Annotated in this window: 8 protein-coding genes; 6 read left to right on the forward strand and 2 right to left on the reverse strand. The window is 44.7% G+C overall.

Features of this window, described 5'->3' with window-relative positions; translation table 11 throughout:
• Positions 1–2: 2 nt before the first annotated feature.
• Together ESB13_RS01300 and ESB13_RS01305 are read left to right on the forward strand one after the other, a co-directional pair.
• On the forward strand, positions 3–1,643 hold the full coding sequence (locus ESB13_RS01300; RefSeq protein WP_129001237.1) for a glycoside hydrolase family 43 protein: 1,641 nt from the start codon (positions 3–5) through the stop codon (positions 1,641–1,643).
• Between the two features lie 52 nt (positions 1,644–1,695).
• Positions 1,696–4,995, forward strand: coding sequence for a family 43 glycosylhydrolase (locus ESB13_RS01305; protein ID WP_164974060.1), 3,300 nt, complete (start codon positions 1,696–1,698; stop codon positions 4,993–4,995).
• 42 nt (positions 4,996–5,037) lie between these two features.
• On the opposite strand, the gene ESB13_RS01310 is transcribed toward ESB13_RS01305, so the two are convergent.
• Together ESB13_RS01310 and ESB13_RS01315 are read right to left on the reverse strand one after the other, a co-directional pair.
• Complete coding sequence (locus ESB13_RS01310; protein ID WP_129001238.1) at positions 5,038–6,147, reverse strand: glycoside hydrolase family 43 protein; 1,110 nt, start codon at positions 6,145–6,147, stop codon at positions 5,038–5,040.
• 24 nt (positions 6,148–6,171) lie between these two features.
• A complete protein-coding gene (locus tag ESB13_RS01315; RefSeq protein ID WP_129001239.1) occupies positions 6,172–8,769 on the reverse strand; it encodes a glycosyl hydrolase 115 family protein in 2,598 nt (865 codons plus the stop codon).
• Positions 8,770–9,249: 480 nt separating this feature from the next.
• On the opposite strand from ESB13_RS01315, the gene ESB13_RS01320 reads away from it, so the two are divergent.
• The 4 genes from ESB13_RS01320 to ESB13_RS01335 all read left to right on the forward strand — a co-directional run bounded on the left by ESB13_RS01320 (position 9,250) and on the right by ESB13_RS01335 (position 16,522).
• Complete coding sequence (locus ESB13_RS01320) at positions 9,250–9,747, forward strand: hypothetical protein (RefSeq protein WP_129001240.1); 498 nt, start codon at positions 9,250–9,252, stop codon at positions 9,745–9,747.
• A gap of 75 nt (positions 9,748–9,822) precedes the next feature.
• On the forward strand, positions 9,823–10,722 hold the full coding sequence (locus tag ESB13_RS01325) for a helix-turn-helix domain-containing protein (protein WP_129001241.1): 900 nt from the start codon (positions 9,823–9,825) through the stop codon (positions 10,720–10,722).
• 209 nt (positions 10,723–10,931) lie between these two features.
• Positions 10,932–12,047, forward strand: a complete 1,116-nt coding sequence (locus ESB13_RS01330) for an alpha/beta hydrolase (protein ID WP_129001242.1) — start codon at positions 10,932–10,934, stop codon at positions 12,045–12,047.
• Between the two features lie 389 nt (positions 12,048–12,436).
• Positions 12,437–16,522: a hybrid sensor histidine kinase/response regulator transcription factor gene (locus ESB13_RS01335; protein ID WP_129001243.1), complete on the forward strand. Its 4,086-nt coding sequence runs from the start codon at positions 12,437–12,439 to the stop codon at positions 16,520–16,522.
• Positions 16,523–16,580: the final 58 nt, after the last annotated feature.

Consider the following 16,580-nt stretch of genomic DNA (forward strand, 5'->3'; position numbering starts at 1 on the left):
ACATGAAAGCAATAGTTTTTTTATTGGGGGCAGGAATTTTTGCCGCGGCATGTTCCGCGGTCAAAAATCCCCCCTCTCCACACGGAGAAAATACAGCAGAAGCCAGAAGTACAGGCACTGGAAAAAATATCACCGGGTATTCCAATCCGGTGATCTGGGCCGATGTGCCGGATATGTCTGTAACGAGGTTGGGCAGTGATTTTTATCTTATCAGCACCACCATGCACCTGATGCCCGGCGCGCCTGTTATGAAGTCGAAAGATCTGGTCCATTGGGAAATAGTGAGTTATGTTTTTGACAGTCTTACCGATAACTCGAAATATAACTTACTGGGTGGTACCGTGTACGGACGTGGCCAATGGGCTTCTTCTATTCGTTTTCATAAAGGAAAGTTTTACGTGTTATTTTCCCCCAATGATCAGCCCTATAAAGCTTATATATATTCCACAACAAACCCCTCCGGTAAATGGAACCTGGTAACAAGAACCCAGCATTTTCATGACGCCTCTCTTTTTTTCGACGACGATGATAGGGTATATGTCTTTTCCGGTACTGGTTCCTTGAAAGAGTTGAAGCCGGATCTTTCCGATGTTAAGCCAGGTGGTGTAAGTAGCCATGTGTTTGAAAGAGATCAAACGGAAACCGGTTTGCTGGAAGGTAGCCAGGTGATAAAGCATAATGGAAAATATTACCTGTTGATGATTTCCTGGCCAAGGGGCAAACCCCGCCGCCAGGTTTGTTACCGTGCCGATAAGATAACCGGGCCTTATCAAAAAAAAGTGATCCTCGAAGATAACTTTGCAGGCTTCCCCTATGCAGGGCAGGGAGCTATTATTGACGACGAAAAAGGCAACTGGTATGGTCTTATTTTCCAGGATCGTGGCGGTGTAGGTCGCGTCCCACTTTTAATGCCCGTTCGCTGGGTCGACGGCTGGCCCATGCTTGGTGACGAAAATGGCAAAGTGCCATTGCAAGCCCAGGTGCCGCTGAAAACGCACGATAATGGAACGCACATCGTTGAAAGCGATGATTTCTCCGGCAAAAAATTGAAACTTAACTGGCAGTGGAATCATAATCCTGTTACTGCTGCCTGGACTGTAACCGAACGCCCCGGTTATCTGCGCCTTAAAACAAGCCGGTTGGTCGAAAACCTCTATGCCGCTCCTAATACCCTTACACAACGGATGGAAGGGCCGCTATGCACCGGTGTTGCTTCTTTTGATGTCTCAGCCATGAAAGATGGCGATGTGGCCGGCATGGCTGCATTTAACGGACACTCCGGTGTCTTGTCGGTTGTGATGGAAGGAACCAAAAAATACCTGGCCATGTCGTCCCAGCTCGTAAACCTCGACAATGAAAAAGCAATCACTACTGTCGATTCGGAAGAAAAGCAACGCGTTGAATTGAACAAAGATATCGTCTACCTGAGGGTGGATGGTGATTTTAACCTCGACAGGGATATCGCCGCTTTTTATTACAGCTTCGATAACAAGAACTGGAACAGGATAGGCCCGGACTTTAAAATGAAATTCGACTATACCAGGCATTTCATGGGTACCAAATTCGCGCTGTTTAACTACGCTACCAAAGCAAACGGCGGTTATGTAGATGTCGATTTTTTCAATTACAGTCACAAGCAGTAAGCGCTTCCTGTATAGGTCCTATACTCCGTTTTTTAATAAATAAAAAACTAAGATGATTACAAGATATCTATTTCTTATTGCCGCATGTATGGGCATTTCGGGATTACACGCGCAAAATCCTGTGATCAGGAACATCTTCACCGCCGATCCCGCGCCAATGGTGTACAACGATACTGTATTCCTGTATGCTGGACAAGATACAGCCGCTCCCGGCACTAACGGATACCGGATGCCCGACTGGCATGTATTTTCTTCAACAGATATGGTGAACTGGACCGACAGGGGAGCACCATTGGCTCCCACCAGCTTCTCCTGGGCCGCTAAAGATGCAAATGCGGCACATTGTACTTACCGGAATGGCAAATTCTACTGGTATGTTTCTGTCATGCACAAAAGGGATAACAATAGTAACGGCGGCGTAGCGATAGGTGTGGCTGTGTCTGACAGTCCAACCGGCCCTTTTACAGATGCGCTTGGCAAAGCTTTGGTGACCAACGAAATGACAACTGACATGAAACATTCCTGGGATGACCTCGATCCGGCCGTTTTTATCGACGATGATGGGCAGGCTTATCTCTTCTGGGGCAATGGCAGTTGTAAATGGGCTAAGCTCAAAGAAAACATGATTGAGATCGACGGACCCATTACTACCATGAAACCACAACATTTTACAGAAGCCCCCTGGGTATATAAACGCAACGGTTTATATTACCTGGTATATGCAGCGAATTTTCCTGAAACAATAGAATATTGTACGGCAAAAAGCATCACAGGTCCCTGGGAGTATCGCGGAGTGATACAGGATCGGGTTACCAATAGCACAACTACACATCCGGGTATCATAGATTATAAGGGGAAGTCTTACTTCTTCTATCATAACGGCACATTACCCTCTGGCGGAAGTTTTAGGAGAAGTGTATGTATCGAGTATCTGAATTATAACGCAGATGGCACTATTCAGAAAATTCCCGAAACCACCGAAGGGGTTAGGCAAACTGAGGCTAACATAACCGTGGACGTGCGTAAAAGAGGGCATGCAATTTCCCCTACATTATTTGGTGTTTTCTTTGAAGATATCAATCTCTCTGCCGATGGTGGCTTATATCCGGAAATGATCAGGAATCGTTCTTTCGAAGACGCAGATACCTTGCAGAACTGGAAATTCAGTAGTGCCGGCAATAGCACCACGGCTGCAATAAGTGTCGCAAATGTTCACGGCAAAGTTCCTTCCATACCAGTAAACCCATTTAATAGAAAGTCACTTGTTTTAAACGTAAATGGCGCTTTTGCTTTGGAAAATGAGGGTTACTGGGGTATTAATGTTAAACAAAACGAAGCTTACACTTTTAAATTGGCGGTGCGAACTGCTGCCGGAGAGCCCTATAAAGAACCCCTGCAAATTAAGTTAACCAGTTCATCAGGAAAGCTGCTGGCTTCCGGTGTTATTCAGGATTTTACTACAGAATGGAAATATCATTCGCTTCATTTAACAGCGCTGGCATCAGATGCAAATGCGCGTATTGAAATTACAGGAGACGGGAAAGGTAAATTGTTTCTAGACATGGTTTCTTTGCTCCCCGATACTACATGGAAAGGGCATGGTATGCGTACCGACCTTGCAGCAGCTATGAATGCCCTGAATCCTAAATTTTTACGTTTCCCGGGCGGATGCTGGGTCGAAGGCGAAGATTTTGAGCATATGTATAAATGGAAAAATACCATAGGTAAAGCAGATGCCCGCGTGCCTTTATGGAATATATGGGGGTATAATGCTACCAACGGTATCGGGTATCATGAATATCTGCAGATGGCGGAAGATCTTGGAGCTGAACCGCTTTTTTGTATCAATGCCGGCGTATCGCACAGGGAGTCTGTAACAGCCGATCAGTTAGGGCCATGGATACAGGATGCATTGGATGCCATAGAATACGCCAATGGACCCGTTAACTCCGTTTGGGGAAGTATACGCGCAAAGAATGGACATCCGGCACCTTTCCATATGAAGTATCTGGAAATAGGTAACGAAAATTTTGGAAAACAATATTTTGAGAATTACGAGCTGATAGCAAAAGCAATATTGGCAAAGTACCCTGGTATGAAGCTCATTGCAAATGATTGGTCTGGCGGCCATCCTTCAGAACCTCGTCCTGAAATTATTGATGAACACTATTACGATAATCCGGATTGGTTTGTTTTGAATGCAACGAAGTACGACACTTACGACCGTAAAGGTCCTAAAGTTTTTGTAGGCGAGTATGCGGTTACAAGCAACACAGGTAAAGGAAATCTCCGTGGAGGAATAGCAGAAGCAGCCTGGATGACTGGTATGGAGCGCAACTCCGACGTAGTGGCAATGGCGGCATATGCACCTCTGTATTGTAATGTAAATCACAAAAAATGGCCCGTAAACCTTATTAATTTTGATAATCATCGTTGGTATGGCTTACCGGGTTATTACGTACAGCAAATGTTTGCTGCCAATCAGGGAACAGTAAACCTGCCTGTGGTAATAGAGGGAGGCCCGGCAGTGGAGCTGCCGGAAGCTTCAGGAAGAATTGGCCTGGGAACCTGGAATAACACTGCAGAATTCAAAGATTTGAAAGTAATTGCTCCTGATGGCAAGTTGTTATATCAGGCAGACTTTTCCGGAAACCTCGACGACTGGACAAAAAGCGGTACCGGCGAATGGTCTGTTCAAAATGGGGTACTCAGGCAATCGGCACTGAATCCGGGGGTTACCGCTTACGTAGGTGATACCAGTTGGAAAGACTACACCATTTCATTAAAAGCCCGCAAGATCGCTGGTGAAAACGGTTTCCAGATCTACTTTCATAACAAAGCCCGCAGCGGTCGCATACGCTGGGATATTGGTGGTTATAACAATTCAACCAATGAAATGCAGATTGGCCTGAATGCAGGCAGTATGAAAGGGTCAGTTGAACCGGGCCGGTGGTACGATGTTAAACTTGAAATCACCGCTAATACAGTGAAAGGTTATCTTGATGGAAAACTGGTGCAGGAAGTGTCCAGCAATAACCTCAATACAAAAGCCGTTTGCGCCAGTGCTTCCTCCGACGACAGGTCGGGGGATATCATTGTAAAGCTGGTGAATACAGCTGCGAGCGCCGTAAAAACTACCATTAAACTTGACAACGCCACAGGATTAACGGGCAAATGCAAAGCCATTATTCTTACTTCAGCAAGTCCACTGGATGAAAATACATTGGAAGAACCTGTAAAAGTTGCACCCAAAACAGAAGACTCAACAATTACAGGTACTGTCATCTCTCGCACTTTGCCAGCCTGTTCACTCACTGTTCTCCGGCTGTCAACGCATAAACAGAAGATGTAAAACCAAAAACTTTTTCTGTCTGGTGAATCGCTCCCCCGGCTGTTATGGAAGAGCGATGGTTTGTTCCGTCCACGTAGGGCCTGTAATGTAGAACCTGCCGTTCTTGTAATGTACAGGTTCAATTCCCATTTGCGGAGTCTTCTCCCATGCTTCCAGTGTCTGACTATAAGGGTAGGGGCGTTTTTCATACATCAGGTAATGACACGAACTCCATAACTGCCCGTCAGGACCGGTAAATAAAGCGTTGTGACCAGTCTCGGCATAAGGATCTTCTGTATCCTGGAACTGCAGGTAATCATAACCACCACCAATGGCAAGCTCCGGGCGATATCCCTTTTTGCGGGTGCCGAAAATGGGCTCCTGCGATACCAGCTTCCACGGGCCAAGCGGAGAAGTGGATGTGAGTAACCCCACCTCATAACCGCGCGTCCAGGTAGAAAAGAACATAAAGTAATTTCCTTCCTTTTTAATAACGAAGGGGCCTTCTATACCACCCTGCATCCACTCCGGCCAGCCGGGTTGTTTCTTATCCAGGAATTTTTGAATAGGCGTGGTTAGCTTACCTGAGGGTAAATCAATTTTAGCCTGAAACAAACCATTGCCACTGCAGTAGAAATAGGTTTGTCCGTCTTCGTCTTCAAACAACGTGGCATCATTGTTATACTGGGGGGTAAGAGGCCCGTTAACCAGCGTATAAGGCCCCGTTACCTTATCCGAAGTAAACAGCCATACATTATGTGTTTGCATTCCTTTCGGATCCGCTGCCGTTACTTTGCCACTATTTACAGTCATCCAGTATTTATGCTGTATAAAATGGATTTCAGGGGCCCAGAAACGTCCGTTGTACGGGCAATCGGCTGGAAGTTTGGTAGCATCTATCAGGAATGAATGTTGTTGCCAGTGAACCAGGTCATCGGATACAAGTAAACGTACGCCGGGATTAAGACCTTCCCATACCGGGTTGGATGTGCCTACACAATACCACTTGTTATCCACTTTAATGATAAAATGATCCCGCATGGAAATAGCTGTGTCACGTGTGATAGGGTTAGTGTACCTGAAAACAGGTGCGGATGTTTTATTCTCTTGCTGTGTTTTGCCGACCCCCGCTATGGCCAGCAATGCCGTTAATAAACACCATGAATATTTCATAAAGCAACCTTTACTGTTGATGAATTATTGTTTTTTATAAGGGCTTTCCTGCATTTTAAGATGCGTAGGTTCATACCCGCCCTTATCAGCAATGAGCTTATATAGTACGATACCCGGATCTAAAGGACGGATCGTTAACCTAAGTATACCATCGGCTGTTTGGGGTACTGCGATTTTGGTAACCGTTTCTATCATTCTGGCTGCTCCCGCAGGATACATCTTTGAATAGTTGTTTGCCCACGTAAGCTGGTCATTGATGTTCCAGGTGCTTACTTTACCATCGTTAAAGGAAGCCGCTACACGATGTCCGCCTTTTTTAAAGGGGAGGGTGCAGTCGAAAAATAGCCGTAAGGTGATGCTGTCTGGTGTGTTGTTGAGCTTCATTTTGTAGGTGATAGCTGCATTGTCGGTATTTTCAGTATAAGGCATCAGGGCAATACCTGAAAGGGTTCTGCCAAGGTCTGGTATAACTGTCCATTTCGCCTTGTCGTTGTTCCGCGATTCAAAATAATGTTCCGCTTCTATTACCACCACATTGTTTTTTTCATTGAAAACATAACCGCCCGGCTTTACTTCTTCAGGAGTAACGAGTTTCGTCCGTGGCATGACATTACCACCTTTCGGCTCATCCCAGGAACGGTAACCGATATGCGTTTGATCCATAATATGGTTCCATTTGCCACCGGAAACATTCAGGTTGTAATCCCTGGAAAATGCCGCATCGCGTTTAAAACAGGAAGTCGCATAATTGGCCCAGTAGTTGGCTTTCAAATCTTTTTCTGCGGCCAGTTTACCATTCATGGCTACTGCATAGTACATATCATACAGGTTGGCCATGGCCCTCACCGGGTGAAGTACTAGTTGCATGTAAGTATCTCTGTACTTTGCCGGTAAATTGTAATATTGCCTTAATGCCCTCGTTTCTAATGCCAGGTAAGCATCTTTCACCTGCAGAAACTCGCCGCTTTCCAGGTTATAGGTCCGGTGATCCATCATTTCTGCCGTGATACGGCTGTTGTATTTACAATACATGCTAAGTATCTCCGAGGCCTCCGTAGCTTCCGCTGTGCCAAATTTATTTTCACAGAATAACCTGGCATATTCTTCCAGGTTCTGTGCGGTAAAAGAGGTCGGGTTCCAGGCCATGTTCAGGAAAAAATCCATAGGATACTCGTTGGGCTTCAGATCGCCCACGTTCAGGATCCATACTTTGTCAACGCCATAGCTATAAGTGAGTTGTAACTGCTCCCACATGTGCGGAATCTGCGTCATGTTAAGCCATTGATACGCGCGTGGCGCACCATGTAAATCAACATGGTAGTAAATGCCATAGCCGCCGGGATGTTTTTTTTGCTGTAGTTCCGGCAGTCGCCTGATATTTCCCCAGTTGTCATCGCAAAGCAGGATTGTCATGTCATCAGGCACTTTAATACCTTTGTCATAATATTCCAGCACCTCACTGTATAAAGCCCAGATCTGCGGTGTTTGAGCAGCCGGCTTTTTAGTGACTTTTTCTATGATCTGGCGCTGGTCTTTCATGATCCGCTCCAGCAATCTGAAATTTTCATCGGCGGTCCCGGCATCCTTCATAGGCATGTCGCCATCACCACGCATACCCATGGTAACTACATTCTCGTAAGCTTTGTTACGACGGAAGCCATCTTCCCAGAATTGCTTCAGGCCCGGTTCATTCGATACATAGTTCCATTCGCCATTACCATATTCTTTACGGTGTTTGCCCCATTCGCGTTGCGAACGCATCATGGGTTCATGATGGGAGGTGCCCATAACAATACCATATTCGTCAGCGATACGCGGATTGTCTGTATCATCTTCATTAAAAGCATTGCCCCACATCGCCGGCCAGAGATAGTTGGCGCGTAAACGAAGCAGCAATTCAAACATATGTGCATACATTTTACTGTTTAAACCGCCGAATTTTTCTTTTGCCCAGCCTGTAAAACAAGGGGCTTCATCATTGATGAAAATACCCCTGTAACGTACTTTGGGTTCTCCCGATGCATAACGTCCCGGCCTTACATAGGCTGCAGTGCGTTTTGCTACAGGCACATCGGCCCACCAGTACCAGGGTGAAACACCCAGTTGCCTCGAAAGCTCGTAAATGCCATATATCGACCCTCTTTTATCGCTGCCGGCAATCACTAACGCTTGCTTTACACCTGGAAACGGATCCGCTATAGTGGTAATGACAAAACTCTCCCATTTGCCTTTCAGGTCTGTGCTGCTAAGCTTGCCCGTAGCTATCAAACGGTCTACCATCCTGCTTTTGCCAATAGTACCAATGATCACCTGTAATGGAGAGGCCGATGATGCAGTCGTAACCTGGGGATGATAACCGGTAACACTGTCTATATCGGATTGAAGATCGTTGATGGCCCTGATAACCCCTTTGTAGTCATTACTATCATAACAAATAGTAGCGCCCTGTTGCTTGTCGGTTACCAGTGGAAAGGAACCTGTGATTGTTCCATCCTGGACAATGAGCTTTTCGGTAATGGCGCCTGTTTGCTGTGCCTGAACAGGTAAAGAAACGATTCCTGTTGTAATCCAGATCGTCCATCGCTTTAATAACCTTTCTGTAATTCTGTTAAATGGCATCATCTCTTTAAATATAATGGTGTGATATTTATTGCTGTACGATTATGAAACCGCAGCTAACGTGTGCCGGTACTGTCTTCCTGGGTTAATCCTGTTACCTGTCGTATATTAATTATCGATAAAAGCGGCAATTCTTAAGCCGGTAGATAAATGCAGGGGATTCCATACTGTTATGGCCAGGGACACACACACACAATCGGTTTCATATTGTTTCTTCATCTAAAATAGGTGATTTTTATTCAAAATTTGAAATCGATTACAAAAAAAGAAGATCGTGCATTTGTTTTAAATAATGGCTGCTGCATTTACTTGCTGTTCCAGATCGGGGAAATGTATACAACAACCTGTGATAAGTGTTAACGAAGCCTGCGGGAGTAAAGTAGTTTTGTGTTATCACAACGCTATCATTCCATCGTTATCACTAATAATGCTAACTTGTGGTAGTATGCTGTCCGGTAATATTATAATATAAATACAACTCTTATGGAATTTATACAAAACACGATCAACTGGATCAAAGGTGAACTGTTAGAAGCATCGCTCATCATTGCTTTTGGTGTTATTACTATTATAGCCGCATTTTTATTCTGGAAGATAGGTACCACACCCAATGCGAAAGCCCTGTTCCTTCCTTTGCTGGTAAGCGGGCTGATTTATACTACAATCGGAATGGGTATGCGTATTACTAATCCAAAACGAATGGTGGAATTCCTGCAAAAATACCGCGAGAATAGGGTTGCTTTTATCCAGGCGGAAAAGAAAAGGGTAGATGATTTTCAATATGGGTATACGATATCCAAAATTGTAGCATCTATCTTTCTTCCTGCAACGCTGTTGATATTCTGGTTCACTAAAAACCCCACCTTGCAGGGTATAGGTATTGGCCTTACTTACTTTGCGCTGGCAGGACTCGTGGTAGACTACTTTTCACAGGAAAGAGCGGATCTGTATTATGCCGCTATTCTTAAGGCGTTGTCATAAGCTGGCGCCCTTAGCTTATGACAACTTTGCAGAGCTGGTAAACGAGAAAATAATCACCTCTAAATAATAGGTATTATGAAACCTATTGTCCACTTACATAGCATATCTGAGATCAACAATTTTATGAAAGGTGTTACAAGACACCCGCTTGTAGCTGTCGTTGATTTTAGTAAGGTAGAGGAGTATATCCAGGAGGATATTAGGGTAAGCTGCGATTTTTATTCTGTTATGTTTAAAAACTACTGCGCAAACAAAGTGCGCTACGGCAGACAAACCTACGATTTCCAGGAAGGTAGCCTGATTTGTATAGCCCCGCGGCAGGTAATGTCGATGGATAGTGAAATAGAAAAGAAAGAGAATAGGATAGGGTGGGGGCTGTTTTTTCACCCCGATCTGATCAGGGGTACCTCTTTGAACGCAAAGATGAAAGAGTATACCTTCTTTTCTTATGAAACTTCAGAAGCATTGCACCTGTCGGAGAAGGAAAAACAAACCTTGCACGACTGTGTACTCAAAATTCAGAACGAACTGGAGGAAAACATCGACAACCATAGCCAAAACCTCATTGTTTCCAATATCGAGGTCTTGTTAAACTATTGCTCCCGGTACTATGGCCGGCAGTTCATTACAAGAAAAAGCTCCAATCGCGATATCGTGGCGCAGGTAGAAAGCGCTATACGGGAATATTTTGAGTCGGATACGCTAAACGGACTTCCTACGGTAACTTATCTCGCTGATAAGGTTAATCTATCGGCCAATTACCTGGGCGACTTGCTAAAAAAGGAAACAGGTATGAATACCCAGGACCATATTCACTATTTTTTGATTGAAGCCGCCAAAGGACATCTGCGGAATACAGACAAAAGCATCAGTGAAATTGCCTACTCCCTGGGCTTTGAATATCCGCAGTATTTTAGTAAGTTATTCAAACAAAAAACGGGAAATACGCCGCAGCAGTTCCGGAATTTGAATTAATGGCAGCGCTTGAATAATAAAGCTTTTCCTTACCCGGTTTAAGGGGTAAGCAGGGGATGCAATAAGTAAATTTGTATCGTTATACCTCTGTTTTTAGACATTTTTGCTATAAAATCCAACAAACTCATCAGTCTTACGCCTGAGGTCATTATTATCTTTAATGCGTTTAATTAAACGGTTGCTCATTTAAACGGACAAAAAAGCGAATAATGAACCTAAAATGTATTGCCATTACCCTGGCATCCCTATGGATAGGCGGATGCTGTTATGCGCAAACAAGCGCCAGGGATATTAAAGATGATTTCAAACCTTCTCCGCTCAATCAGCCAGGAAAAGAATATCCACAAGTCAATTCTCAGGGGTATGCCCGCTTTAAGGTTTTTGCACCGCAGGCAGATAGTATAAGGGTCAGCCTGGGGCTCGGTGGCCAGGGTGGCACCTTGCTAACGAAAGGCGCCGACGGATATTTTACCGGCACTACTTCGGGACCTATGGACGAAGGATTCCACTATTATCATCTGACGATCGACGGAGGCGTCTTTAATGATCCTGGCGCTTTGAATTTCTATGGTTCCACACGCTGGGAAAGCGGGATAGAAATCCCGGCGAAAGACCAGGATTTCTACGCACTTAAAGAGGTGCCCCATGGTAATGTTCAGCAGATTCTTTTTCCTTCAAAAAGCACGAACACTTCACGAAGGGCTTTTGTTTATACGCCTCCCGGGTATGGAAAAAACGCAACTAAATATCCGGTGTTATACCTCCAGCATGGCTGGGGCGAGGACGAAACCGCCTGGAGTAACCAGGGACACGCGAATCTCATAATGGACAACCTGATCGCAGAAGGTAAATGCAAACCGTTTATTATTGTGATGACTTACGGTATGACCAATGAAATAAAATGGGGTAATATCAGGAGTTTTAAGATCGAAGAATTCCAGACAGTGCTTACAGATGAATTGATTCCTTACGTCGACCAGCATTTTCAAACAATTGCAAACAGGGATAATCGTGCTATGGCCGGCCTTTCAATGGGGGGAATGGAAACGCATACCATCACACTTAATAAATCGGCCCTTTTTGGCTATTATGCATTGCTTAGTGGTGGTATATTTAACTCGGAAGAATTAAAAGATAAACCTAAACCGAAATTGGTATTCTTAAGCTGCGGAAGTAAAGAACGGCCGGAGGGCGTAATGAATGCGGTAGCCGAATTGAAAAAAACAGGATATAATGCAGTTTCTTTCGTTTCCGAAAATACAGCCCATGAATTTCTGACTTGGCGGCGTAGCCTGCGCGAGCTGGCACCCTTGTTATTTCACTGATATTCTGCGCTAAGGTGATGAAAACCAGGCCGGGGCTGACCAAAAACTAATGGCCAGCCCCGTTTGCAGTCACAAAGGTTATTAAAGCCGTTTACAAGCCGGAAGCATATAGCTTTAGATATACCATGAGCGCACTTAAAACGGACTAATATCGCACTTGCATCGCACTTGCATCGGACTTGCATCGCACTTTTGGGCAGGGGCAGCCCATATATATCATTCCCGCTGCCCCTGCAGCAGAAAATTACAGGCGTTTTAATGAAAGAGACTTTACTTCTCTTTTAAGTCACGATTTAAAGCCGCTTTTTGTTATATAAGTTGTAGATTAGCGCATATTGCCTTACTAACTATTAAGTCGGTGTTATAGTGAGAGTGTAAAGATTTAAGTAATGATTGTTTGTCGTCACATTGTTCTTCTGATCTTGACGTTGGGCTTTTACGTTGCACATGCCCAGCAGAATAATTTGCATTTTATTAATTTTAGTAGCAAGGATGGCTTGCCCTCTAATACTATTACCGCTATCTTGAAAGACCGCTTTGGTTACATGTGGTTTGGCTCCGACGACGGGCTAAGCCGTTTCGATGGCTCTAAATTTACAGTATACAGCTACAACGCTGCAGATTCCTCTACTATTCGTTCCAATGCTATTCTGGCGCTCTATGAAGACGCAAATGGCCAATTGTGGGTAGGTACCACTAAAGGCCTTTCTCTGTACGATAGGTCGCGAAATGCCTTCCGTAATATTAATGTTACACGGGGGGCTTCCGTGAAAGCGCTTTGCGGCGATCATCAGGGCAACCTGTGGCTCGGAGGGTATTCTGGTTTGTTTAAATATAACCCCGCTACAGATGCTACCCAGTATTACTCTCCCGAAGACAGCGTCAGAACGCATTTGAAATCGGGTATGTTCATTAGTATTTACGAAGATAGCCAGCAACGCTTGTGGATTGGCAGCACCAAAGGCTTGTACCTTTATCAACCCGAACACGATAATTTTCAATTGTATGCCGGCCGCACACCCGACTCTACATTAAAAGACCTGGATATTAAAGCTATTAATGAAGATGCACATGGCAATCTGTGGGTAGGTACACTCGATGGAGGCCTTCATAAACTGCCCAAAGGAGGCTCCGGCTTCCTGAATTTTGGAGCGGCAGCAGGGCCGGGACGTAGCCTTACCAGTAATCGTATCTATAGCATAGCACATGATCAGGATGGTACCATATGGGTCGGTACCGAAAAAGGCGTAGATATCCTCGACCCCCGTACCGGTAACGTCGAACATGTGGCACGCAACGCAAGAAATAAATATAGCTTGCAAGGCTCCTCTATCAGGAGTATTTATATCGATAAGAATGGTATTTATTGGTTAGGCACTTTTCAGAGTGGCATTAATAAATATGATAAAAACCTGACAGCATTTAACCTGGTGCGAAGTAACCCTTTTGATCCGTCAGGATTGAGTGCCCCTAAAGTAACCTCCTTTGCCGAAGCCCGTAATGGCGATATTTACATAGGTACCGATGGCGGTGGGTTGAACCTTTATCATCGTAGTACCGGTTTGGTGACGCGGATACCTGTAGCAGGACAGGCATTAACCATTCTGGCTATGGAAATGGTTGATGATGAATTATGGTTGGCCACCTACATGCAAGGTATTTATATACTGAATGTAAACAGTGGCGCCGTACGGCACTTTACAAGGAACGATGGCTTTTCAGGCCTGGTAAGTAACGAAATTTTTTGTCTGCATAAAGACAGGAACGGTAATGTTTGGGTAGGTACCAACGGCGATGATGTACAAGTATATACACGTGCAAATAAGCGGTTTTTAAAATTACAGGATTATATAGCAGGAGCAACTGGTGATAAAGCGCCGCAGAAAGGTTTCATCCGCGCCATCGAAGAAGACGCCAGCGGTACCATCTGGATTGCAGCCCCTGGCCGCGGTATCGATATGTTCGATCCGGCAACAAATACCTATCGTTTGTATAGCCACAACCAATTGGGTAACCTGCCTGTTGAAGATGTACAAACGCTCATTCCCGGTAAAGAAGGAATACTTTGGGTGGGTACAGGGGGAAGAGGACTTTGTAAAATCGATTTGAAAAAAAATAAGTTTAATGTCTACGGCGCAGCGCAGGGATTGGCAAATGAAGTGATCTGGAAAATATTGGAAGATAGCTCCGGATTACTCTGGTTGAGTACCAATAAAGGCATCAGCAGATTCAATCCACTTAAAAATGAATTTAAAAATTTTACCTATGAAAACGGCTTGCAGCAAAGTGCATTTACCTTGGGGGCCGGTCTTATAACCAAAGGTGGCGACATTTTTTTGGGTGGATTGGATGGATTCAATTTTTTCACGCCAGGAGCGCTCCACTATAACCGTAAAATTCCCACTGTTGTTTTTACAGGACTGAAAGTAAACAACAACGAAGTCGTACCCGGTGAAAAAGCCGCAATCTCTAGCGATATCGCAGTGGCCAATGAAATCAGGTTGCAATATAAACAGAACTTTTCCATTGATTTTACTGCACTGGATTTTACCAACCCCAATGAATGCCGCTACCTCTATAAGCTGGAAGGCTTTGATAAAAAATGGAACAATATCGGCGCCAGCAAAACCGCTGTATTCACAAACCTCGATCCCGGCGAATATACCCTCCTCGTGAAAGCATATAGCCCTAATGGTGAATGGACTACCGAAGCTGCTTCGATTGTACTGTATATAAAACCTCCGTTTTGGCGAACCACATATGCCTATATTATTTACCTGCTCCTGGTCACTTTTATTTTATGGGGGATACGCCGCCGTGGCATAAAAAAGCTACAGCGGAAATTTGAAATGGAACAGGAACGCCAGCAAATCCGGCAACTGATCGAAGACGAAAGAAAAGAAGCCGAACGCCAGCGCGCTTTCGATGAAGTGAAAATCAAATTCCTCACTAACCTGAGCCACGAATTCAGAACGCCTATCTCCTTAATTGCCGGACCTGTACAAACTTTATTCGATTCGGAAACAGATCAGGATAAAAAGGGACAATTGTCCATGGTAAAACGCAATGCCCGCAGGCTGCTGAACCTCGTAAACCAGTTACTCGATTTCCGTAAGCTCGAAGAACAGGAACTAAGATTGAACGCTTTGCCCGGCGACCTGGTAAGCTTTGTGCAGGATGTGGTAGAATCTTTTAAAGACCTCGCCGACCGTCGGCATATCTGTTTTCGTTTCGAAAGTGAATTGAATGTATATGATACATCATTCGATAGAGATAAGATCGAACGCGTGCTTTTTAACCTGTTGAGCAATGCTTTTAAATTTACAGGCCGCGAAGGAATAGTTACCATGCGTTTGGCTAAAGAGAATAACGGCGATGGTGTGGTTATCTCCATTGCAGATAACGGTATCGGTATGTCACAGGAAGAACAAAGCCGCATCTTTGATCGCTTCTTCCAGGGCGAAATGCACCCCGGTGTCATGAACCAGGGAAGCGGGATTGGATTGTCTATCACAAAAGAGTTTGTACGGCTCCATGGAGGATCGATAGTGGTGAACAGCGCTTATGGTAAAGGCAGCGAATTCATAGTCAGCCTTCCGCTACGGGAAGAAAAACCGCCCGAAACCAAACCCGAAATAAATGAACCCACGGAATATATCGATGAACCAGTGACTGAAAATACAACAGCAGGTAATAGCGCAGAACGCCTGACTGTATTGATTATAGAAGACAATGAAGATTTTCGCGCTTATTTGAAGAACCAACTGAAATCCTTTTATAAGGTAATTGAAGCCATGGATGGTAGGGAAGGATGGCAAAAAGCCCTCTCGGCTCACCCACACGTGATTGTAAGCGATATTAGCATGCCCTACATGGATGGCATTACATTGAGTAAAAAAATAAGAGCCGACAAACGTACAGCCCATATTCCCATCATCCTCTTAACGGCGCTTACCGGTGATACCTACCAGTTGAAAGGTTTGCAAACAGGCGCAAGCGATTACCTGACCAAACCGTTCAGCCCCGAAATATTAAGAGTGAAAATTCAGAACCTTGCTTCTCTCAATCAAAGCTTGAAAGAAGCTTACGTCAAACGGCTGGAAATAGGAAGCCTCCCCACAGCAGTGGAAAACGAAAATGAAAAGCTGTTGCTGAAAATAACGAATTACATCGAGGAAAATATAGAAGATGAAAAGGTCTCCGTAGAACAATTGGCAAAACATCTTTTTATGAGCCGGGCAACCCTATATAATAAAGTGGTGGATATGACCGGAGAAACACCCGTCGAATACATTCGCTCGGTTCGCCTGAACAAAGCCGCTGAACTGCTGGAAAAAACAGACATGCGTATTGCCGAAATCGGCTATACCGTAGGTTTCGTTACACCCAATTATTTCGCCCGCGCATTCAAGGCCAAATTTAATATGTCCCCATCCGAATTCGCCGCCTTGAAAAGAAAACCCGCCGGCCCTTAACTGTTGTGATAATGTTATAATGCATGTCTTAGGTTTGTTTTAGACATTTGTGCTACCT

Origin of the sequence: Filimonas effusa, from assembly GCF_004118675.1 — a bacterium.
GTDB classification, from domain to species: domain Bacteria; phylum Bacteroidota; class Bacteroidia; order Chitinophagales; family Chitinophagaceae; genus Filimonas; species Filimonas effusa.